This window comes from Bradyrhizobium vignae, assembly GCF_900324035.1.
GTDB lineage: Bacteria > Pseudomonadota > Alphaproteobacteria > Rhizobiales > Xanthobacteraceae > Bradyrhizobium > Bradyrhizobium vignae.
Map to the genome: position 1 here is coordinate 7,219,418 of NZ_LS398110.1, position 19,277 is coordinate 7,238,694.

21 protein-coding genes and 1 pseudogene are annotated in these 19,277 nt (G+C 65.1%); 13 read left to right on the plus strand and 9 right to left on the minus strand.

Features of this window, described 5'->3' with window-relative positions; all coding sequences use genetic code 11:
- Positions 1 to 132: 132 nt before the first annotated feature.
- A complete protein-coding gene (locus BRAD3257_RS34710; protein ID WP_162500437.1) occupies positions 133 to 1,338 on the minus strand; it encodes an LLM class flavin-dependent oxidoreductase in 1,206 nt (401 codons plus the stop codon).
- A 378-nt stretch (positions 1,339 to 1,716) separates the two neighbouring features.
- Between BRAD3257_RS34710 and BRAD3257_RS34715 the strand changes: the two genes are divergently transcribed.
- Complete coding sequence (locus BRAD3257_RS34715) at positions 1,717 to 2,832, plus strand: ATP-dependent DNA helicase (protein ID WP_162500438.1); 1,116 nt, start codon at positions 1,717 to 1,719, stop codon at positions 2,830 to 2,832.
- A 51-nt stretch (positions 2,833 to 2,883) separates the two neighbouring features.
- Here the strand turns inward: BRAD3257_RS34715 and BRAD3257_RS40570 are convergent.
- A pseudogene (locus tag BRAD3257_RS40570) lies at positions 2,884 to 2,997 on the minus strand (tetratricopeptide repeat protein); the annotation flags it as partial.
- 148 nt (positions 2,998 to 3,145) lie between these two features.
- Here BRAD3257_RS40570 and msrA point away from each other — a divergent pair.
- From msrA to BRAD3257_RS34735, 4 genes are all read left to right on the plus strand, one after another.
- A complete protein-coding gene (gene msrA / locus BRAD3257_RS34720) occupies positions 3,146 to 3,850 on the plus strand; it encodes a peptide-methionine (S)-S-oxide reductase MsrA (protein WP_122405558.1) in 705 nt (234 codons plus the stop codon).
- A 29-nt stretch (positions 3,851 to 3,879) separates the two neighbouring features.
- Complete coding sequence (gene msrB, locus BRAD3257_RS34725; RefSeq protein ID WP_122405559.1) at positions 3,880 to 4,299, plus strand: peptide-methionine (R)-S-oxide reductase MsrB; 420 nt, start codon at positions 3,880 to 3,882, stop codon at positions 4,297 to 4,299.
- Between the two features lie 107 nt (positions 4,300 to 4,406).
- Complete coding sequence (locus tag BRAD3257_RS34730; protein ID WP_162500439.1) at positions 4,407 to 4,571, plus strand: DUF3309 family protein; 165 nt, start codon at positions 4,407 to 4,409, stop codon at positions 4,569 to 4,571.
- 213 nt (positions 4,572 to 4,784) lie between these two features.
- Positions 4,785 to 5,078, plus strand: coding sequence for a hypothetical protein (locus BRAD3257_RS34735; RefSeq protein WP_174221610.1), 294 nt, complete (start codon positions 4,785 to 4,787; stop codon positions 5,076 to 5,078).
- Between the two features lie 276 nt (positions 5,079 to 5,354).
- On the opposite strand, the gene BRAD3257_RS34740 is transcribed toward BRAD3257_RS34735, so the two are convergent.
- Together BRAD3257_RS34740 and BRAD3257_RS34745 are read right to left on the minus strand one after the other, a co-directional pair.
- On the minus strand, positions 5,355 to 5,897 hold the full coding sequence (locus BRAD3257_RS34740) for a DUF4112 domain-containing protein (RefSeq protein ID WP_122405562.1): 543 nt from the start codon (positions 5,895 to 5,897) through the stop codon (positions 5,355 to 5,357).
- 58 nt (positions 5,898 to 5,955) lie between these two features.
- Positions 5,956 to 6,381 carry a DUF5413 family protein gene (locus BRAD3257_RS34745; protein ID WP_122405563.1) on the minus strand — a complete coding sequence of 142 codons (426 nt, stop codon included), beginning with the start codon at positions 6,379 to 6,381 and terminating at the stop codon, positions 5,956 to 5,958.
- A 145-nt stretch (positions 6,382 to 6,526) separates the two neighbouring features.
- Here BRAD3257_RS34745 and BRAD3257_RS34750 point away from each other — a divergent pair, with 145 nt between their 5' ends.
- The 3 genes from BRAD3257_RS34750 (at position 6,527) to BRAD3257_RS34760 (ending at position 7,533) form a co-directional block, all read left to right on the plus strand.
- Positions 6,527 to 6,769 carry a cysteine rich repeat-containing protein gene (locus BRAD3257_RS34750; RefSeq protein WP_162500440.1) on the plus strand — a complete coding sequence of 81 codons (243 nt, stop codon included), beginning with the start codon at positions 6,527 to 6,529 and terminating at the stop codon, positions 6,767 to 6,769.
- A gap of 38 nt (positions 6,770 to 6,807) precedes the next feature.
- The gene (locus tag BRAD3257_RS34755; protein ID WP_162500441.1) at positions 6,808 to 7,014 is read left to right on the plus strand and encodes a hypothetical protein; all 207 of its coding nucleotides are present in this window, start codon (positions 6,808 to 6,810) and stop codon (positions 7,012 to 7,014) included.
- Positions 7,015 to 7,260: 246 nt separating this feature from the next.
- Positions 7,261 to 7,533 (plus strand): hypothetical protein, encoded by a 273-nt coding sequence (locus BRAD3257_RS34760; protein WP_347338415.1) that lies wholly within the window; start codon positions 7,261 to 7,263, stop codon positions 7,531 to 7,533.
- 73 nt (positions 7,534 to 7,606) lie between these two features.
- Here BRAD3257_RS34760 and BRAD3257_RS34765 read toward each other — a convergent pair whose 3' ends face one another.
- The 3 genes from BRAD3257_RS34765 to BRAD3257_RS39960 all read right to left on the minus strand — a co-directional run bounded on the left by BRAD3257_RS34765 (position 7,607) and on the right by BRAD3257_RS39960 (position 10,834).
- Entirely contained in the window at positions 7,607 to 9,211 is a 1,605-nt protein-coding gene (locus BRAD3257_RS34765) for a hypothetical protein (RefSeq protein WP_122405566.1), read from the minus strand.
- Between the two features lie 37 nt (positions 9,212 to 9,248).
- Positions 9,249 to 10,541, minus strand: a complete 1,293-nt coding sequence (locus BRAD3257_RS34770) for an adenylosuccinate synthase (protein ID WP_122405567.1) — start codon at positions 10,539 to 10,541, stop codon at positions 9,249 to 9,251.
- Positions 10,542 to 10,696: 155 nt separating this feature from the next.
- Positions 10,697 to 10,834 (minus strand): hypothetical protein, encoded by a 138-nt coding sequence (locus BRAD3257_RS39960; RefSeq protein ID WP_160118923.1) that lies wholly within the window; start codon positions 10,832 to 10,834, stop codon positions 10,697 to 10,699.
- 133 nt (positions 10,835 to 10,967) lie between these two features.
- Here BRAD3257_RS39960 and BRAD3257_RS34775 point away from each other — a divergent pair, with 133 nt between their 5' ends.
- Positions 10,968 to 11,900 (plus strand): DMT family transporter, encoded by a 933-nt coding sequence (locus BRAD3257_RS34775; protein WP_122405568.1) that lies wholly within the window; start codon positions 10,968 to 10,970, stop codon positions 11,898 to 11,900.
- Between the two features lie 83 nt (positions 11,901 to 11,983).
- On the opposite strand, the gene BRAD3257_RS34780 is transcribed toward BRAD3257_RS34775, so the two are convergent.
- A complete protein-coding gene (locus BRAD3257_RS34780) occupies positions 11,984 to 12,373 on the minus strand; it encodes a DUF1330 domain-containing protein (RefSeq protein WP_174221651.1) in 390 nt (129 codons plus the stop codon).
- 105 nt (positions 12,374 to 12,478) lie between these two features.
- Between BRAD3257_RS34780 and BRAD3257_RS34785 the strand changes: the two genes are divergently transcribed.
- Positions 12,479 to 13,414, plus strand: coding sequence for a DMT family transporter (locus BRAD3257_RS34785; RefSeq protein ID WP_162500443.1), 936 nt, complete (start codon positions 12,479 to 12,481; stop codon positions 13,412 to 13,414).
- A 232-nt stretch (positions 13,415 to 13,646) separates the two neighbouring features.
- Complete coding sequence (locus BRAD3257_RS34790) at positions 13,647 to 14,624, plus strand: Bug family tripartite tricarboxylate transporter substrate binding protein (protein WP_122405571.1); 978 nt, start codon at positions 13,647 to 13,649, stop codon at positions 14,622 to 14,624.
- 212 nt (positions 14,625 to 14,836) lie between these two features.
- On the opposite strand, the gene BRAD3257_RS34795 is transcribed toward BRAD3257_RS34790, so the two are convergent.
- Positions 14,837 to 16,522, minus strand: a complete 1,686-nt coding sequence (locus BRAD3257_RS34795; RefSeq protein ID WP_122405572.1) for a methyl-accepting chemotaxis protein — start codon at positions 16,520 to 16,522, stop codon at positions 14,837 to 14,839.
- A 252-nt stretch (positions 16,523 to 16,774) separates the two neighbouring features.
- Here BRAD3257_RS34795 and BRAD3257_RS34800 point away from each other — a divergent pair, with 252 nt between their 5' ends.
- On the plus strand, positions 16,775 to 17,818 hold the full coding sequence (locus BRAD3257_RS34800) for a C-terminal binding protein (RefSeq protein ID WP_122405573.1): 1,044 nt from the start codon (positions 16,775 to 16,777) through the stop codon (positions 17,816 to 17,818).
- 86 nt (positions 17,819 to 17,904) lie between these two features.
- Positions 17,905 to 19,254, plus strand: coding sequence for an ABC transporter substrate-binding protein (locus BRAD3257_RS34805; protein WP_122405574.1), 1,350 nt, complete (start codon positions 17,905 to 17,907; stop codon positions 19,252 to 19,254).
- Positions 19,255 to 19,277: the final 23 nt, after the last annotated feature.

The window sequence follows — 19,277 nt, forward strand, 5'->3', positions numbered from 1 at the left end:
GATGTTTTGCGGATTCGCGCCAACCCCTTGGCTATGGAACCGGTGTGCGAACCAGGGCGGTTCCCACGCAGTGTTTTAAGTTGTCACCGACTAAGACAGAGATTGCGTCAGCAACATGACTTAACGGACAGCCTAGCCCGCCGCGGCGTTCACCGGGGCGACATTGATCGCGAGCTTGCCGTATCGATCCGTAAAAGCCCGGGTGTCGATCTCTTCCAGCTTGATCTCGCCGCTCATCACGCCTTGCTTCCAGGCCGCTTGCGCCGGATCGTTCTGGAACTCGGGCATCACCTCGCGGCCGAACAGCTCGAGCGATTCGCAGATGTGCTCGTGCCTGTTCTTGCCGGCCTGGTTGAGCAGGATCACCTGGTCGATATGCGACGACTGGAAGCGCTTCAGCTTCCTGCGGATGGTCTCCGGCGAGCCGATCAGGCCGCCGCGCAGCGCCGCCTCCTGCGCCTCGGGGTTGTCGCGCTTCCACTTGTTGTACTCGTCCCACATGTTGACGGTGTAGGGCGCGGGACGCTGGCGGTTCTGCGCGGCGCCGTAGAAGCGCAGTGCGAACTGGAAGAAGGTGGCACCCTCGGCGCGGGCGCGCGCCTCCTCGTCCGTCTTGGCGCACATGAAGAACGAGACCAGCGCCATGTTCGGATTGATCTCGTAGTCGGCGAGCTTGTGCAGCCGCTTGGTCATCGCGTTGTAATAGGCGTGCACCCAGGCATGCGCGGCATCGGCGCTGACGAACTGGAAGCCGAGCGCGCCGAAGCCGTGGCGGCCGGCGCGCTCGATGGTCGGCAGCTGCGAGCAGGCCATCCAGAGCGGCGGGTGCGGCTTCTGCACCGGCTTCGGCACGACGTTACGCAACGGGATGTCGAAATACTTGCCGTGATGCTCGCTGCCGGCATCCTTGAACATCGGAAAGATCGCGGCGACCGCCTCCTCGAACACCTCCTTCTTGGTCTCCATGTCGCGGCCGAACGGCTCGAGCTCGGTAATGGATGCGCTCTCGCCCATGCCGAACTCGCAGCGGCCGTTGCTGAGCAGATCCAGCACCGCAACGCGCTCGGCGACGCGCGCCGGGTGATTGGTGGTGAGCTGGAGAATGCCGTGGCCGAGCCTGATCTTCTGCGTGCGCTGGCTCGCCGCGGCGAGGAAGGATTCCGGCGAAGGCGAATGCGAATATTCCTCGAGGAAGTGATGCTCGACCACCCAGGCATGGTCGTAACTGAGCTTGTCGGCGAGCTCCATCTGCGACAGCGCGTTCTGGTAGAGGGCGAGCTCGTCGCCGGCCACCCAGGGCCGTGGCAATTGCAGCTCGTAGAAGATGCCGAACTTCATGGCGTCGCTCTCCCGCATTCTTGTCGTTGAGGTCATCTTAATAGGCGAGGCGGCGCTGTCCACGCCGTTGCAATTTCGCCGCGCGGGAGAACGATTCCGAGCCTGGCATAGCAGCACTCTCCCTGTTGGCTGTCGGGCCGCCGCGTGCTGGAGCACTGACATTCCGGCACCGTGACGCCGCGTGGCCGAGTTGTTCAGAGCTTTCCCTGAGGGCGTGTGCTTGATGCATCCGGACGACGCGCAGGAGGGCCCGCCAGAGGCGGGCGTCTCGAAGGATGGACCGCAGAGAAACGGCCTGCCCTGCGCTTGAACCGGCGCGACGAATGGTTAGTTTTGAGGATTGCGAATCGCCGCCTTTCGCCCTTCATCAAGACAGACATGGCCACTTTCACCCCGCATCAGGATGCCGCTCTGAAGGCCGTCGGCGACTGGCTCAAGGCCAAGCCGGGCCGGGGCGGCACGCCGCCGATCTTCCGCCTGTTCGGCTTCGCCGGCACCGGCAAGACCACGCTGGCGCGGCACATCGCCGATGGCGTCGATGGCGAGGTGAAGTTCGCCGCGTTCACCGGCAAGGCGGCGCTCGTCATGCGCAACAAGGGCTGCGACGGCGCCTCCACCATCCACTCGCTGATCTACCGTGCCCGGGAATCCGGCGAGGAGCAGCCGAGCTTCGAGCTGTGGGACGACGCGCCGGCCTCCAAGGCGAAGCTGATCGTAATCGACGAATGCTCGATGGTCGACGCCGAACTGGGGCGCGACCTGATGTCGTTCGACTGTCCCCTCCTGGTGCTGGGCGATCCCGCGCAGCTGCCGCCGATCCAGGGCGGCGGCTTCTTCACCAATTCGGAGCCCGACGCGATGCTGACCGAGGTGCACCGCCAGGCTCAGGACGATCCGATCGTGCGGATGTCGATGGACGTGCGCGAGGGACGCGAGCTCGACATCGGCCGCTATGGCGAGAGCGAGGTCGTCTCGCGCAAGGAGCTCGACCCCGACCGCGTCATGGGCGCCGACCAGATCCTGGTCGGCCGCAACAACACCCGACGCGCCTACAACATGCGGGTCCGCCAGCGCCAGAACATCGAGGACCAGTTTCCAGTCGCGGGCGACAAGCTGGTGTGCCTGCGCAACAACCGCAAGAAAGGCCTGTTCAACGGCGGCCTGTGGCGCGTCAAGTCGCGCAACACCTCGCGCTCGAAGTCGCGCATCCTCTCCATGCGGCTGTCGCCGGACGAGGATTTCGGCCACAAGGTGACGAAAGTCTCGGTGCGCGCCGATTGCTTCGAGGGCGGCATCGAGCAGATCGCCTGGGAGCAGCGCAAGCCCTACGACGAGTTCGACTACGGCTACGTGCTGACCGTGCACAAATCGCAGGGCTCGCAATGGGACGACGTCGTGCTGTTCGATGAGAGCTTTGCGTTTCAGGAGTCCAGGGCGCGGTGGCTGTACACGGGGATCACGCGGGCGGCGAAAAGGCTGAGCATCGTAGTTTAGAACCGCTGCGAGGGCCTGGTCGAATTTACGCATCATGCCGTAGGTGACTCAGCGGTTGCCGGCGATCTGCGGCGCGGACGGATCGATCTTCTCGGCCTCGGCGAAATCCGCGATTGCACCGTCGAAATCCTTCATCAGCGTTCGCGCGCGGGCGCGATTGGTCCAGGCGCCGGTCTTCACGGCCTCGTGTCCACGCCGCCGTAACAATCACCGGCGGTGGCCGTATCTCGAATGATGCGAAAACATCCCCGGGCAGACTGTTCGCCCGGTCGCGACCGCCCTAGACTGTCAGCCCTTCCGAAAGAGGATTGCCATGCGCCGAACCGCACTCGCCTCCCTGCTCGCCGCAACCACCGCCCTGACGCTGGCTTTCACCATGCCGTCCCGGGCCGCGGAGGATGCGGTCGTGATCCCCGCCCCCGCCGTGGACGCGGCGCCCGCGAGCGGCATCCAGACCGCCGTGCTCGCCGGCGGCTGCTTCTGGGGCGTGCAAGGCGTCTTCCAGCACACCGCAGGCGTCGTCAACGCCGTCTCCGGCTATGCCGGCGGCACCAAGGCGACCGCCGATTACCAGACGGTCTCGAGCGGCCGCACCGGCCACGCCGAGTCGGTCGAGATCAAGTACGACCCGAAGAAGATCTCCTACGGCAAGATCCTCCAGATCTACTTCTCGGTGGTGCACGACCCGACCCAGCTCAATCGCCAGGGCCCTGACGTCGGCCCGCAATATCGCTCCGCGATCTTCACCACTTCCGACGAGCAGAAGAAGGTGGCGGAGGCCTATATCGCGCAGCTCAACAGTGCGAAGGTCTTCAACAAGCCGATCGTGACCAAGATCGGCGCGCTCGAGGCATTCTATCCGGCGGAGGCTTACCACCAGGACTATCTGACGCTGCACCCGAACCAGCCCTATATCGCCTACAACGACATCCCGAAGGTCGAGAACCTGAAAAAGCTGTTCGCGGACAATTACATTGAGAAGCCGACGCTGGTGAATGCCAGCAAGGCCACCAACTGATCGCGAGATCACCAGAAAACGGGAAACCCATGCCCGACACCAAGACGAAAACCACCGACGACAAGGTCATCAAGAGCGAAGAGCAGTGGCGGCGCGAATTGACGCCGATGCAATACGCCGTGCTGCGCGAGAAGGCGACCGAGCGTCCCTTCTCCGGCGAATATGAGCACGAAGAGCGTGCCGGCACCTACGTCTGCGCCGGCTGCGGCAATGTGCTGTTCGAATCCGACGCCAAGTTCGATTCCGGTTGTGGCTGGCCGAGCTTCACCCAGCCCGCGGTCGAGAGCCATATCGACGAGGAACGGGATACGAGTCACGGCATGATCCGCACCGAAGTGCTCTGCTCCAAATGCAGCGGTCATCTCGGCCACGTCTTTCCCGACGGCCCCGGGCCGACCGGTCTGCGCTACTGCATCAACTCGGCGGCGCTGAAGCTGGAGCCGAAATAAACGCCGCGCGCGCCGGGTTCCCCCGTGGAACCCGGCGGCGTGATGTGCTTTTCTCCTCTGGCGGTGCGGCCGATCATCGCATCTCGGCGACTGCCAGGGAGGATGCCATGACGCTTGGGACCATCCTGATCATCCTGGTGATCATCTATCTGGTCGGCGGCCTGTCCGGCCGGTTCGGCGGCTACGGCTATGGCCTCGGCCATTCCGGCATGGGCATCGGCGGGGTCGTTCTCGTGGTGCTGATCGTGCTACTGCTTCTTGGCAAGATTTAAACCATTTAACACATTGATATTACTCGATTTATTCCGGCTGCGGAGCTGCCATGCGTGGATTCATCATCTCGCATCGCGGGGGTCGCATTTCTGTCAAATCGGCTTATATTAGTGGGCGAAAATGACATGCGGCGGGCCCGCTCGATTGCGGCCCCTGCCCTCCCCAAACCCCACGCGCTTAAAGCCCCAGAGAAGATCACGAGGTCTTTGACCATGCGTCCAATGCGTCCGTTCAACTTCAACACCTCCGCCGAACTCTTCCCCGCCGCGATCCGCAAGAAGAAGCGTGCAGGCTTCACCTATCGGCGGTTCGGCACTGCGGCCGAGGCCGTGCAGTTCGCGATGGAGCAGTTGCCGACGGACTCGTTGAACGGCGCCTATCTCCAGGTCGAGGAAGCGCGCTTCGACCAGAACGGCATTCGCTCGCTGTACGAGAGCGATGCCTTCCCGCTGCCCCGTCGGCCCAAGCCGGCTCCGGCTGCGGAGACTGACGCCGACGCGGCGTAAGCCTTTCGTAAAAACCTTCGATGTGCGCAAAAGGCGCGGTGACCGAGAGGTCATCGCGCCTTTTGCGTTTTGGGTTCTCCCTCTCCCGCTTGTGGAAGCGAGGCGACGACTCTCGTGCCCCGGACGCACCGCAGCGCTCCTTCAGCGGTGCGCTGCAGAGCCGGGGCCCACGGATCGATATTCACCGTGGCTGCTGGGTCCCGGCTCTGCGGCGCCGCGCTTACGCGCCGCACCTTGTCCGGGACACGAGAGCAAGGCAGAGGAACTAAAGAGACGCTACATCCGCGGCTGCTTCTCCAGACAGCGGCGCAAGAGACGGACGTTGCGCATGTTGGCTCGGAACATCACATCGAAGGCATCGCCCGCGAACGGGACCAGGCCGACCACGCCGTCGACCGCGACATTGCCGAGCATGCGCGCGGTGAGGTACCAGGGCGCTCCCAGCGCGCGGGCCTCGCGCACGAGCCACAGCGAGATCGCGGTGGTGATGATGTCGCCGACGACAGGGATCAGTCCGATCAGCCCGTCGATGCCGTAGCGGATGTTGGTGCCGGGCAGGATGAAGGCGACGTCGAGCAGCTTTGCGATCGCCTCGAAACGCGCGATCCGCTGCTCGCGTGTCAGATTGCCGAACGGGCTCGCTTGCCCGAATTCGAAGCGAAACTCGCGAAACCCCTCCTCCAGGCTTTCCGGCCTGATCTCGTGGCCCTCCTGGTCGATGATCGGCCCGCGCGCCTCATGGCGAGAAAAGGTCGCGCGCGAGCTGCTGCCCGTACGGGATTTGCGCGGAGCAAGGATGTCGTCCTCGGACATGATCATGGCTTTCGGTGAACGCGCCAGCGCGGCGGAGGTTGCTGCCGCGACCTGACGCGGCGCATCAGGTCGACGCCGCCGCCGCTCGCGGCTCCTCGATATAGCGATGCACGAGCCAGGACGACATCACCGCCGGCACGAACCCGACGAGGCCATACAGGATGAACTGCACCGCGCCCGAATCCGGTCCGCGCGAGCTGTAGGTGAGCGAGGCCAGAGCGAAGGCGAACAGGCCGACCAGGAGCATCCGCAAACCCGGGCCGATCCGGCGAATGTGGATCAGGATGTCGTCGACCGCGCCGATCATCAGTGAGGGCAGGAAGCCGAACAGATAGCTGTATTGCAGGGTCTTGAAAAACACGACGAACAGCTTGCCGACCTCGCCGAGACTGGTCTGGGCCCAATAGCCGGACTGGTAGGTCGTCGTCAGCAGCAGCAGGAACCCGCCGACGAACGGGCCAACCAGGGCAAACACCAGATAGCGTTTCATCCAACAACCCTCACACTTCGCCAGCGTTATAACAGCGCCGCGGGAACCTTGAACAGCCGGGGCGCGGGCGCGGCCTAGGGGAACAAGTGGCAGGACGACGAGTTCAGACAGGACCAGAATTTTCCCTGGCGGATTGGAGGGGCCGATGGCCCGCAAACTTCTCCTGGCGACGATCGCGCTGGCAGCCTTGAGCGGCCTGTCCGACGTGCCCGCTCTTGCGCAAGACCATATGGGCACGCCGCAGGAGCAGAAGGCCTGCTCGCGGGACGCCTCGCGCTTCTGCCGCAAGGATCTCGGCAATGACGGCGCGGTGCAGAGCTGCCTGCAAGCCAACCGATCCAAATTGTCGCGCGCTTGCAGCAAGGTCTTTCAGAGCCACGGCATGTGAGGACCGAGCCCCATCCCCCGCGAACGGAGTGTGAAGCCATGTTGCGCGACGAACAACTCTCGATCCTGCGGGACATCAGCCAATCCGTTGCGTTTGCCGACGACCGGCAGGGCATGGTGGGGCAGCTTATCGCCGAGGGCTACGTGATGAAGGACGGCGATCTGTTCGAGCTCACGGCCAAGGGCGTCACCGCCATCGAGGAACACGCCGCCGCTCTCGGCGGGATCGATGCGGAACAGATCTGATCGCGCGCGACGTGACTCGCGCGCAACAATTGCGAATTCCTTTGCGCTGACCATTGCAGGTCCGTGACAATGGCGCATACTTCGCTCGGGCGGCGTAGCACTTTCGATTCGAACATCAAGTAATCGAGCGACCACATGCGGGATCAATATCCCGGCGTGAAGGCTGTGACGTGCGGCAGATCAAGCCGCGTGCGGCGCCCCAAAACCAAGCGGCTCAAGCCCAGGGGAACTCGGGGACCATCCTTCATGACACGCTATCAGACCATCGCTTCGCTGTACGCACTCGCCAGCACCTTCGCACTCCAGACATCACCCAGTCTCGCCTTCTCGCAGGAAGCCCAGCAGATGTGCTCGGCTGACGCCATGCGGCTGTGCTCCAGCGAGATTCCCGACATCCCGCGGATCACCGCCTGCATGGTCAGGAACAAGGCCCATGTCAGCCCCGGCTGCCGCGCCGTGATGGACCGCGAGCACGCAGCCGCCGCAGCAGCGCGCAAGCGGGAAGCCGCGGCGCAGTAGCCGGCTCAACCTTGGTTGAATGATCGTCGCGAGAGGATTCGCTTCACCTCTCCCGTAGTGAGAGGTGAAGAGTTCAGTCGCCCCACTGGGCGAAGGCGTCGTTGAAGGCGCGCTCGCCGGGGGCGCCCTTCTCGATGGCGATGATGGCGCGGCGCTGGTCGGCGTAGACCAAGGGCACGTCGAACCAGGAGCGCTCCTTCAGGAGCTGCACGTTGCGGCTGCGGTCGGCGTCGACGTTGGAGAGGCCGACCAGGAAGAAGCCGTCGGTGACCTTGACCGCGAGGCCAGCGAGAGGCGTGCCGCGCGCCTGCTCGTTCGACTTCATCAGGATGCCCGGCACGTTGGAGACGCTGCCGCCGGGAAAATCCTGCGGCAGGATGAAGGTCAGCTCCGCGGTGTGGCTCGCCGGCAGCGAGGAGTCGGTGTTGCGGCGGAACGACATCGTCATCTTGAACTTGCGGTCGGGGATCTCGATGTCGGCGCGCACGGCAACGTCGGCCTTCTGGTTGCCGGAGGCCTTGATCGGCTCGAGCCGCCACACCACCGAGCCGACATACTGCTTGCCCTTCGGGTCGGACGGATCCGCGTCATAGAGCACGGCCCTCTGCGCCACCGGTGCGACCGGCTGGTCGCTGGGCTGGCCGACGCGATCGGGAATCTTTGGCTTGCTCTGCGGCTGCGAGGCATCCTTTGGCGCCTCCACCACCTGCGTCGCCGACGGCTTGAACAGATTGGTGGCGGTCTGCACCAGCTGCTTGCCCCAGAGAATGCCGGCCCCGACCAGAATCAGCACGATGCCGACGGCGATCGCGCTCTTGAACGGAAAGCCCGAGCGGGTGCGGGCGCGCTTCTTGGCGTCGCGGTCGGGCGCGATACGCGGACGCGGCGACGGCGGCGCGTAGCGCTCGGCCTCCTCGATCGATTCGTCGTAGGAATAGGGCGCCTCGGACTCGCCGGCGCGGTTTTCCAGGCTCGGCTCCAGCCGGTCGAATTCCGGCGAGGGCGAGGGCACGTTGGCATAGGTGCGCCGCGCGGCGCGGCTGGCCTGCGCGGCAGCGCCGCCGAGATCATTGGCATCGGCCGTGATGTCGCGGAAGCCGCGCACGCCGGGCGACGGCGGCAGCGGCGGTGGCGGTCCCGCGTCGGGCGGACGGCGCGCACCTTGGCGATCGCGCCCGGCCGGCGGCTCCGGCGTCGGCGGCGGGGCGGCGGGTCCTCCCTGGCGCGGCGCGTCGAAACGGGGAGCGCGCGGCGGACGCGGGGCCTCCCCCTGATCATCGACGTTGAAGGACGGGCGGTCGGCCCGCGGCGGCGTCGGGGCCGGACGCGTGCGCGGCGGAGCCGCAGCCGGGTTGCCCTCGGTGGCACGGGTGCTGGCGCGGCGGAAGGCATCGCCACTGCCGCCAGGGCGCCCCGCCCCACCTGCCCCACCTGCCGCACCTGGGCGCGAGGCCTCGCGGGCACGCTGGGCGGCCTCCGATTCGACCTTGCGGACGGCCTCTTCCAGCGACAGCCGTTCGCGCGTGATCTCGGATTCGGAAAGCGGCGGCTGCACGCTGCGCAGCTGCGCGATCAGGGCCGTGCGCGCCCGTTCATAGAGCGCGCGACGGCTTTCGCCGGGAGCGTTGGGGTCCAGGGCGGCAATAGCGCGGGCGATCAGCGGGTAGTAATCAGCCATTTCTACTCAACTATACGCGCGTCCCGGTAAGATATCGTTAAGCCTCAAACGGATTTTGCACCAGGATAGTATCTTCGCGTTCGGGGCTGGTGGAAAGCAGCGCGACCGGGCACCCAACCAATTCCTCGATCCGCCGGACATATTTGATGGCCTGGGCCGGGAGGTCGGCCCAGGACCGCGCACTGGCGGTCGGCTCCTTCCAGCCCTCGATGGTCTCGTAGATCGGCTCGACCCGGCTTTGCGCGCCCTCGCCGGCCGGGAAATGGTCGATCTCCTTGCCGTCGAGCTTGTAGCCGGTACAGACCTCGATCGAATCGAAGCCGTCGAGGATGTCGAGCTTGGTCAGCGCGAGGCCATTGATGCCGCAGGTCCGGACCGCCTGGCGGACCAGCACGGCGTCGAACCAGCCGCAGCGGCGCGGACGGCCGGTATTGGTTCCGAACTCGCGGCCGCGCTCGCCGATCTTACGGCCGATGTCGTTGTCCTGCTCGGTCGGGAACGGGCCCTGGCCGACGCGGGTCGTATAGGCCTTGCACAGGCCGAGCACGTAGCCGACCGCGCCAGGCCCGAGGCCGGCGCCGGTCGCGGCCTGCGCCGCCACCGTGTTGGACGAGGTGACGTAAGGATAGGTGCCGTGATCGACATCGAGCAGCGCGCCTTGCGCGCCCTCGAACAGCATGCGTTTGCCGGCGCGCCTCTCGATGTCGAGCAGCCGCCACACCGTCTCGGCATAGGGCAGCAGCTGCGGCGCAAGCGCGGTCAGCTCCTTCAGGATCTCCTTGCCGTCGAACTCCGGCAGATTGAGGCCACGGCGCAGTGCATTGTGGTGAGCCAGGAGCCGGTCGATCTTGTGCGGGAGCGTATCGAGGTCGGCGAGATCCATCAGGCGGATGGCGCGGCGGCCGACCTTGTCTTCATAGGCCGGGCCAATGCCGCGGCGGGTGGTGCCGATCGCGGTCGCGGCGCTGGCGGATTCGCGGTGCGCATCGAGCTCGCGGTGCAGCGGCAGGATCAGCGTGACGTTCTCGGCGATGCGCAAATTGTCCGGAGAGACCGCCACGCCCTGGGCCCTGAGCTTGGTGACCTCGTCGAGGAACGCGGCAGGATCGAACACGACGCCATTGCCGATCACCGACAGCTTGCCCTCGCGCAGGACGCCGGAGGGCAGGAGCGCGAGCTTGTAGGTCTTGCCGTTGATCACCAGCGTGTGGCCGGCGTTATGACCGCCCTGGAAGCGCACGACGATATCCGCCTGCTCCGACAACCAGTCGACGATCTTGCCCTTTCCTTCGTCGCCCCACTGGGCGCCGACGACGACAACATTGGCCATGCGCGGGTAATCCTTCGAAGATTTCTCTGTAAGTGGCATGATCCGAACGGAAAACCGGGACCCACTCTTCCGGGATCATGCCTGCGCCCAGCCCAATTCCCGGCCGAGGCCGGTCGCACGCGAGGCTGCCCAACCGGATAAAGGAAGCGGCCCCTCTAGGCAAGCAAGAACGGGGCTTTTTTCGGGCCCAGCGCGCGCTCCAAGCCTTTGATATCGCCGAAAAATCCAGAAACCTTCGCAGCCGGCGCGCTGGCTTCGACCAAAGCCTGAGAGGCCGCCTCCGCCGCCAGCATGGTCGCGATGCGTCCGCCCCCGTTGATGCAACCTCGTTTTCCGTGTCTTTGGATGCTGCCGGGTGATCAGCCGGCCCGGATCCCGCCGGGCCGGAGGGCTCGGCGTACTCCACGCGGGGCCCGCATCATCACAATGTCCGCCACCGGCCAGACCACGAGCGCGGAAACATCCGGCCACAGCTGGGTCGCCAACCAGCCTTATCTGCTGCTCAGCATCACGGCGCTGTGCTGGGCCGGCAACGCCATCGTCGGGCGGCTCGCCGCCGGCCACATTCCGCCGGTCACGCTGTCGTTCCTGCGCTGGTCCTTCGCCTTCCTGCTGGTGCTGCCGTTCGCCTGGAAGCACCTCGTGCAGGACTGGCCGGCCATCCGCGGCAAGCTCGGCCTGATGGTCACCCTCTCGATCACCGGCATCGGCGCCTTCAACACGCTGCAATATTGGGCGCTGGAGCATACCCAGGCGCTCAACACGCTGCTGCTGCAGTCGGCCGCGCCACTGCTGGTGGCGCTGTGGTCGCTGGTCATCCTCGGCATCCGGCTCACCGCGGCACAGGCTTTCGGCGTGCTGCTGTCGATGTGCGGCGTGCTGACCATCCTGCTGCACGGCGATTTCACCACGCTGTCGAGCATCGACTTCAACAAGGGCGACCTGATCTTCCTCCTCGCGCTCCTGATCTTCGCGCTCTATTCGGTGCTGTCACTGAAGCGGCCGCCGATGCACGGCCTCTCGTTCCTCGCCTTCACCTTCGGCTGCGGCGCCGCCTGTCTCGTTCCGCTGGAGATCTGGGAACTGTCCGCGCGTCCGGTCATGAAGCTCGACGGGCCGAACCTCTTGACCCTGTTCTACGTCGCCGTTTTCCCCTCGGCGCTCGCCTATCTCTGCTTCAATCGCGGCGTGCGGCTGATCGGCGCCAATCGCGCCGCGCCGTTCTTCCACGTCGTGCCGGTGTTCGGTTCGATCATGGCGATGGCATTTCTGGGCGAACACCCGCAGGCGTTCCACTTCATCGGCTTCGCGCTGGTGCTGGCGGGCGTGTTCGCGGCCTCGAGGAAGCAGGCGGCGTAGGCGCCACCAGGAGCGCGGCTCTGCACTTCCTTCTCCCCTTGTTGTGGGAGAGGGGAAAAGTGCACGCCGCGTGACAGGTATGCCTATTTGGGCCTGAACTTGCTGTACGCTTCGCTTGTCGCGATGATGACGTGCTCGGCGCAGGCGTTGACGCGATGGGGATCGGCTTCACGCTCGTAGGCTTCCGACGTCATCATGTCGAGAAAGGCCGCGACGGACGGGTAATAGACCAGCGCGACGAAGTCCCACTGGTTACCCTGATGCGGGCCGAGCGCGACCGCCTTCGCTTCACCGGTCCAAAGCAGAGTGCCGCCGCGCGCCCTGATCATCGGCACCGTGATCGCGCTGTAGCGCAGATACGCGTCCCATCCGGACCCATCGCCGTCGCGCGAGCGCGCGTGGAAGCGCATCAGGTTCAGCATCACCACCGGCGCATTCGGTTCGAGCTTCTCCAGGCCCTCGATGTTCAACATATTAACCGCCAACGGCACCTCCTCAGCTCATGCGCGCATTGTAGCATTGCGGCCCTGTGACTTGTGTCATCTCGGCGATCCGGCGCAAGCTTGCATGCAACGCCCATGACGATCGCTTCGCCCGCAACACCGACCGCCAGTCCGGCCAGCCGGCTCAACAACCAGCCTTATCTGCTGCTCAGTCTGAGCTCGCTGTTCTGGGCCGGCAACATCGTGCTCGCCCGCCATGTCGGCGCGCATGTGCCGCCGCTGACGATGACCACGATCCGCTGGTTCGGCGTGTTCCTGATCCTGTTGCCGTTCGCCTGGCCGCATCTGAAGCGCGACTGGCCTGCCTTGCGCAAGAGCCTGCCCTTGATGCTGTTCCTGTCGCTGGTCGGCTTTGCCTTCAACAATGCGATCTCGTACTGGGCGATGCAATACACAGAGGCGCTGAACGCGCTGCTGATCCAATCGGCAGGGCCGCTGTTCGTGGCACTGTGGTCGCTGGTGCTGTTCGGCGTGCGGCTGACCGGAGCGCAGCTCGGCGGCATCGCAATCTCCCTGGCCGGCGTGCTGATCATCATCCTGCGCGGCGACCTCGCCGCGCTCGCGAGCATCAGCTTCAACAGGGGCGACATCATGTTCGCCTCCTCGCTGGTGGCGTTCGGCCTCTACTCCGCCTTCATCCCGCGGCGGCCGAAGATCCATCAGCTCTCCTTCCTGGCCTTCACCACCTGCTGCGGCGCGACCATGCTGCTTCCCACCGCGATCTGGGAGGCGGCGAGCGGCCGCGTGCTGCACTTCGACGGGATGACGCTGGCGACGCTGGGCTACATCCTGATCTTTCCCTCCACCCTCGCCTACCTCTTCTTCAATCGCGGCGTGGCGCTGATCGGCCCGAACCGCGCCTCGCCGTTCTTCCATCTCGTGCCGGTGTTCGGCTCGGCGATGGCGATCCTGCTGCTGGGCGAAAAGCTCCAGCCGTTCCACCTGATCGGCTATGCGCTGGTGCTCGCCGGCGTCGTGCTCGCATCGCGCCAGGGCTCGGCGGCGAAGTAATTCCGTGTGACGGACGGGCGCGTGCGATCTCGTGTCCGGACAAGATGCAGCGCCTAAGCGCTGCATCGCGGAGCCGGGATCCAGTGTGCCGCGAATGTGGGCCCCGGTTCGGCAGCGCATCACGCCGCGAAAGCGGCGCGCTGCAGTGCGCCCGGGGCACGCAACTCCCGTCTTCCGATTTCAGCGAACAGACGCTAGTTTCCCGCCAACGAAAAAGAGGGAACGACCACATATGCTTTCAGGGCTGATTCGAAACCTGCGCACCATCGGCGCGGCCGCACTTTGCCTCGCCGCAGCTTCCACGGCTCAGGCCGACACTTATCCCAGCCGCAACATCACGCTGGTCTTGCCGTTCGCGGCCGGCAGCGGCACCGACACCACGACGCGCCTGATCTCGCAGCATCTGTCGCAGGCGCTCGGCGTCGGCATCGTCATCGAGAACAAGGCGGGTGCCAACGGCATGCTCGCCGCGACCTACGTCGCGAAAGCCGCCCCCGACGGATACACGCTGCTGGTGACGACCAACACCACGCATTCGGCCAACCCCTATCTGCTCAAGAGTCTCACTTACGATCCGGTCAAGGATTTTACCCCGATCGCCCGTACCGGCGATCTGCCCTTTATGCTGGTCATCAATCCGGAAGTGCCGGCCAAGTCCGTCGCCGAGCTCATCGCTTATGGCAAGGCCAATCCCGGGAAGCTGAGCTACGCCTCGGGCTCGTCGTCGGCGATCGTGTCGGGTGCGACCTTCGCGCACAATGCCGGGCTCGACCTCTTGCACGTGCCCTACAAGAGCTCGCCGCCGGCGCTCAACGACGTCATTGGCGGCCGCGTCTCGATGATGTTCGTGGACATCCTGACCGGCCTGCCCCATGTCAACGGCAACGCCCTGCGCGCGCTCGCCGTCACCACCAAGGAGCGCTCGCCGCTGGTGCCACACCTGCCCTCGATGCAGGAGGCGGGCGTGCCGGATTTCGACATCTCGTCCTGGCAGGGCTATTTCGGCCCCGCCGGCATGCCGAAGGAGATCGTGACGCGGCTCAACACCGAGATCCGCAAGATCGTCGAGAAGCCGGAAATCAAGGCGCAGCTCGCCACACTCGGCATGGACGCCTTCTCCGGCACGCCGGAGGAGCTCGGCACCTTCGTCAATGAGCAGCTCGTGCTGTGGGAGAAGCTGATCACCAACGCGAAGATCGAAAAGCAGTAGGATCAGTCCCCGTGTTCCGGACAAGATGCAGCGCGTCCGCGATGCATCGCAGAGCCGGGACCCCGACCGCCGCATGCCCCCGGCTCAGCAGCGCATCGCTGAAGGAGCGCTGCGCTGCGTCCGGAGCACGAGACCTCCGCATTCTCCGTCATGGCCGGGCTTGTCCCGGGCAGACGGCGGAGCAGATCGAAGCGTCGGTGCACGCGCGAAAACTACGCCGCGCGCACCTTGGCGAGGAAGTTGTCGACGGCGGTGCGCAGCGCGCCGGATTGGTTGTCCAGTTCGCGGGCATTGGAGAGCACGTCGGTGGCGGCACTGCCGGTCGCTTCCGCGGCCGAGGTGACACTGCCAATATGGGCGTTGATTTCGCTCGAACCGGCCGCGACCGACTGGATGTTGCGCGCGATCTCGCGGGTCGCCTCGCCCTGCTGCTCGATCGATGCGGAAATGCCGGCCGTGATCTCGCTCATCTCGGCGATCGTCTGGGTGATGCCGGAGATGGCCGCGACCGCGTCGCTGGTCGAGGTCTGCATCGCAGCGACCTGGGCGGAAATCTCCTCGGTCGCCTTCGCGGTCTGATTGGCGAGCGCCTTGACCTCGGAGGCGACCACGGCGAAGCCGCGGCCGGACTCGCCGGCTCGGGCGGCCTCGATGGTAGCGTTGAGCGCGAGCAGGTTGGTCTGCGCCGCGATCGAGTGGATCAGCTTGACGACCTCGCCGATCTTCTCGGCGCCGGAGGAGAGCACCTGAACGGTGGCGTTGGTACGCTCGGCGTCATTGACGGCACGGCTCGCCACTTCGGTCGAGCGCGTGACCTGGCGGGAGATTTCCGCAACCGAGCTCGACAGCTCTTCGGCGGCCGCCGCGACCGTCCCGACATTGCCGGAAGCCTTTTGCGAGGCAGCGCCGACCGTTGCCGCACGCGAGGAGGCGTCGCTGGCAGTGGCAGTCATCGATTGCGCCGTCGTCTGCATGCCCGCCGCGGCCGAGGAGACCGAGCGGACGATGCCGTTGACGCTGCGTTCGAAGTCGTTGGCGATGTCCTCCATCGCGCTGCGACGTTCCGCCGCGGCGCGCTCCTTGGCATCGGCCTCGGCTCGCTCGATCTCGCGGATGCGGACTGCATTGTCCTTGAAGATCTGTACGGTCGAAGCCATCTCACCGACCTCATCGCCGCGACCGACACCGGGGATGTCGCCTTCGAGCTTGCCCTCGGCGAGATCCTTCATGCGCATGCCGAGCAGCGCCAGCGGACGGCTGATGCTGCGTCCGATCATCCAGGCGACGCTGCCGGCAACGATGACGATGCCGAGCATGGCAAGGCCGAGCAGCCAGTAGGCCGGCCCCATCTTCTCGTCGATGTCATCGAGATAGGCACCCGTGCCCAGATACATGTCGAAGCCGGGGATGGCGACCGCGTAACCGAGCTTGCGGATCGGCTTTGGCTGTCCGGGTTTCACATACTCATAGAAGAGCAGGAGTTCGCCGTTGGCCTTGACGCCGTCCATGATCTCGCGGGACAGCTTGCGGCCATTCGTTTCCACGTCCATGCGGTTCTGGCCGATCTGCTTCGGATCCGGCGCGAGCTGCGTGATGCCGTCATAGGTGGTGCCGAACAGATAGCCGGACCCCTTGTCGTAAGTCATCGCGTTGCCGTAGCGGCGCAGGTCCGCGAGCGCGGCATCCTTGGTCATCTCGCCGGCATTGACCCGCTTCATCAGCGTCGCGGCGTAGTTGCGGGCCAGCTCGACGATTGCCTTGGTCTGGTCGACGCGCGCATTCACCATCTCGCGCTTCATCAGATAGCCGGCGAGAACACCGGAGGCGCAAAGGCCGAACAAGGTGACGCCGACAAGAATGCCCAGCTTGGGGGCGATCTTCAGATTGCTCAACTTCACAGGTTAGCTCCGGCAAAAGTGGGACACGGACACGCGACCAGATCGATCATAATCGAATCAATTTTTAGTGGCCGAGCCCTTAGCAAGTTACTTACGTGCCTCCGTAGAAGCCCGGACCGCGCGCGGAAAATCGGAAATATACCTCGCTCACGACAACCGCGAATTGTACGCACCGGCCGCGATTTCGCGTAAAAGACGCAAAGGCCCGCCACGAAGGCGGGTCACAACAAGAAACCAAATCGGGAGCAGGACATGCCGAAATACAGGGTGGTGACGCCGAAGGGTGCGAGCTTCACCGTTGCGGGCAGCGATTATTCCTATGAGCGCGAGGCACTCGATCCGATCGATGCCGAGATCGTCGAGGCGCCGGCCGACGAGGCCGGGTTCATCGCCGCCGCCAAGAATGCCGACGCCATCTATGCCAAGGGCATCCCGATCACCAAATCGATCATCGACGCGCTGGAGAGCTGCAAGGTCATCACGCTCGGCTCGGTCGGTGTCGACAGTGTCGACGTCAAGGCCGCCACCGCCCGCGGAATTCCCGTCACCAACATCCCCGACACCTTCATCGAGGAGGTCGCCGACCACGCCATGATGCTGCTGCTCGCGGGCTTCCGCCGCCTGGTCGAGCAGGACCGCATGGTGCGCGACGGCCGCTGGGCCGAGGGCCGGCCGGCACTGCTCAAGATCCCGCGGCTGATGGGCCAGACGCTCGGCTTCATCTCGTTCGGCCGCGTGGCGCGTGCGGTTGCGAAACGCGCCGCGCCGTTCGGCCTGCGCATGATGGCCTATGATCCCTTCATCCAGGAAACGCTGATGTACGACCACGGCGTGATGCCGGCGACGCTGAACGAGGTGCTGTCGCAATCCGACTTCGTCTCGATGCACGCGCCGGCGAGGCCCGAGGTGCATCACATGCTGACCGAAAAGCACTTCCGGCAGATGAAGAAGGGCTCGATCTTCATCAACACCGGGCGCGGTGCCACCGTGGACGAGGAGAGCCTGATCAAGGCGCTGCAAGAGGGCTGGATCGCGCATGCCGCCCTCGACGTGCTGGAGAAGGAGCCCCCCTCGCACAACAATCCCCTGCTCGGCATGGAGAACGTGACGCTGACAGCCCACGTCGCCTCGGCCTCGGCACGGTTTGACGAAGCGCGCAAGCGCCGGGTGGGCTACGAATTGTCACTGGTGCTTCAGGGCATGTGGCCGGTAAGCTGCGTCAATCCGTCGGTGCTGCAGAACACCGCACTCCGCCGCTGGCAGCCCGTCAGCATGGACCGCGGACCGAACAGCTAGACGGGCCGGCGTAAAACGCGCCGACGACCGAAACGGCCCTTCACCGGCGATCAACGCCGGGAAGGGAACATCATAGGGAGGTACTGATGAGGAACGACATCACACGTCGTGATGCCTTGGCGCTGGGCCTGTCCGCTGCAACGCTCGCGGCCACCGGTGCTGCAGCGCAAACACCACCATCAACGATCAAGGCCGCCGACGTTCCGGCGCCCAAGCTGCCGATCGAGAAGGGCGCATCCTTACGCATGCTGCGGCCCGTACGTTTCGTCCAGGCGGATGAGGATGTATTCCGCGCGAATGCAGCGAAGTTCACCAAGGAGACCGGCGTTGAGGTGAAGGTCGACTTCGTCGGCTGGGAAGACATCAACCAGCAGACCGCGGTGACCGCCAATTCCGGCGCCGGTCCTGACATCATCATCGGCTTCTCCGATGCGCCGCACATCTATATCGACAAGCTGATCGAGCTGACCGACGTCGCGGACTATGTCGGCAAGAAGTATGGCGGCTGGCTGCCGCTGGCGCAACGCTACGGCAAGAAGAACAAGAGCGAGACCTGGATCGGGCTGCCGTTCGGCGCCACCGCGGGGCCCCTGATCTACCGCAAGTCGGTCCTGCAATCGGTCGGCTTCGACAAGGTGCCGGAAGACCATGCCGGAATCGTCGACCTGTGCCAAAAGCTGCACAAGGCCGGCAAGCCGGCCGGTTTCGCGCTCGGCAACGCCAAGGGTGACGGCAACGGTTTTGCGAACTGGGCGCTGTGGTCACACAATGCCGCCCTGCTCGACGAAGAGGGCAACCTCACCATCAACAGCAAGGAGACGATCGCCGCGCTGAACTGGGTCAAGCAGTTGTACCCGACCTTCATCGCCGGCACGACGTCGTGGAACGACGTCAGCAACAACCGCGCCTACTCCTCGCAGGAGATTTCCCTGACCGCCAACGGCGTGTCGCTGTACTTCTCATTGAAGAACGATCCTGCCACCAAGGCGATCGCCGAGGACAGCGAACATCAGCTGCTGCCGAAGGGCCTGGCCAAGGTCTCGCCGATGGCGGGCCTGACCCTGAACGCGATGGTGTTCAAGCACAGCCAGTACCCCAACGCCGCCAAGGCCTTCCTGCAATACATGCTGGAAAAGGACCAGTACGAGCCGTGGCTCAATGCCAATTCCGGCTACTGGGCCCAGCCGCTCGCGGCCTATGCCGAGGCCGCCGTTTGGTCGCAGGATCCCAAAGTGAAGCTGTTCAAGGACACGATGAACAGCACCTATTACGACGGCTACAAGGGCCCGATCTCGACGGCGACGGGGGCGGTCAGCGCAGACTACGTGCTGATTCAGATGTTCTCGTCGGTCGCGACCGGCGCGGCCACGCCAGAGGCCGCGGCCGCGGAAGCCGAGCAGCGCTGCAAGCGGTACTTCCGGCGGCAAAACCGTTAGGCAGCTGAGCGATCGTCATTGCG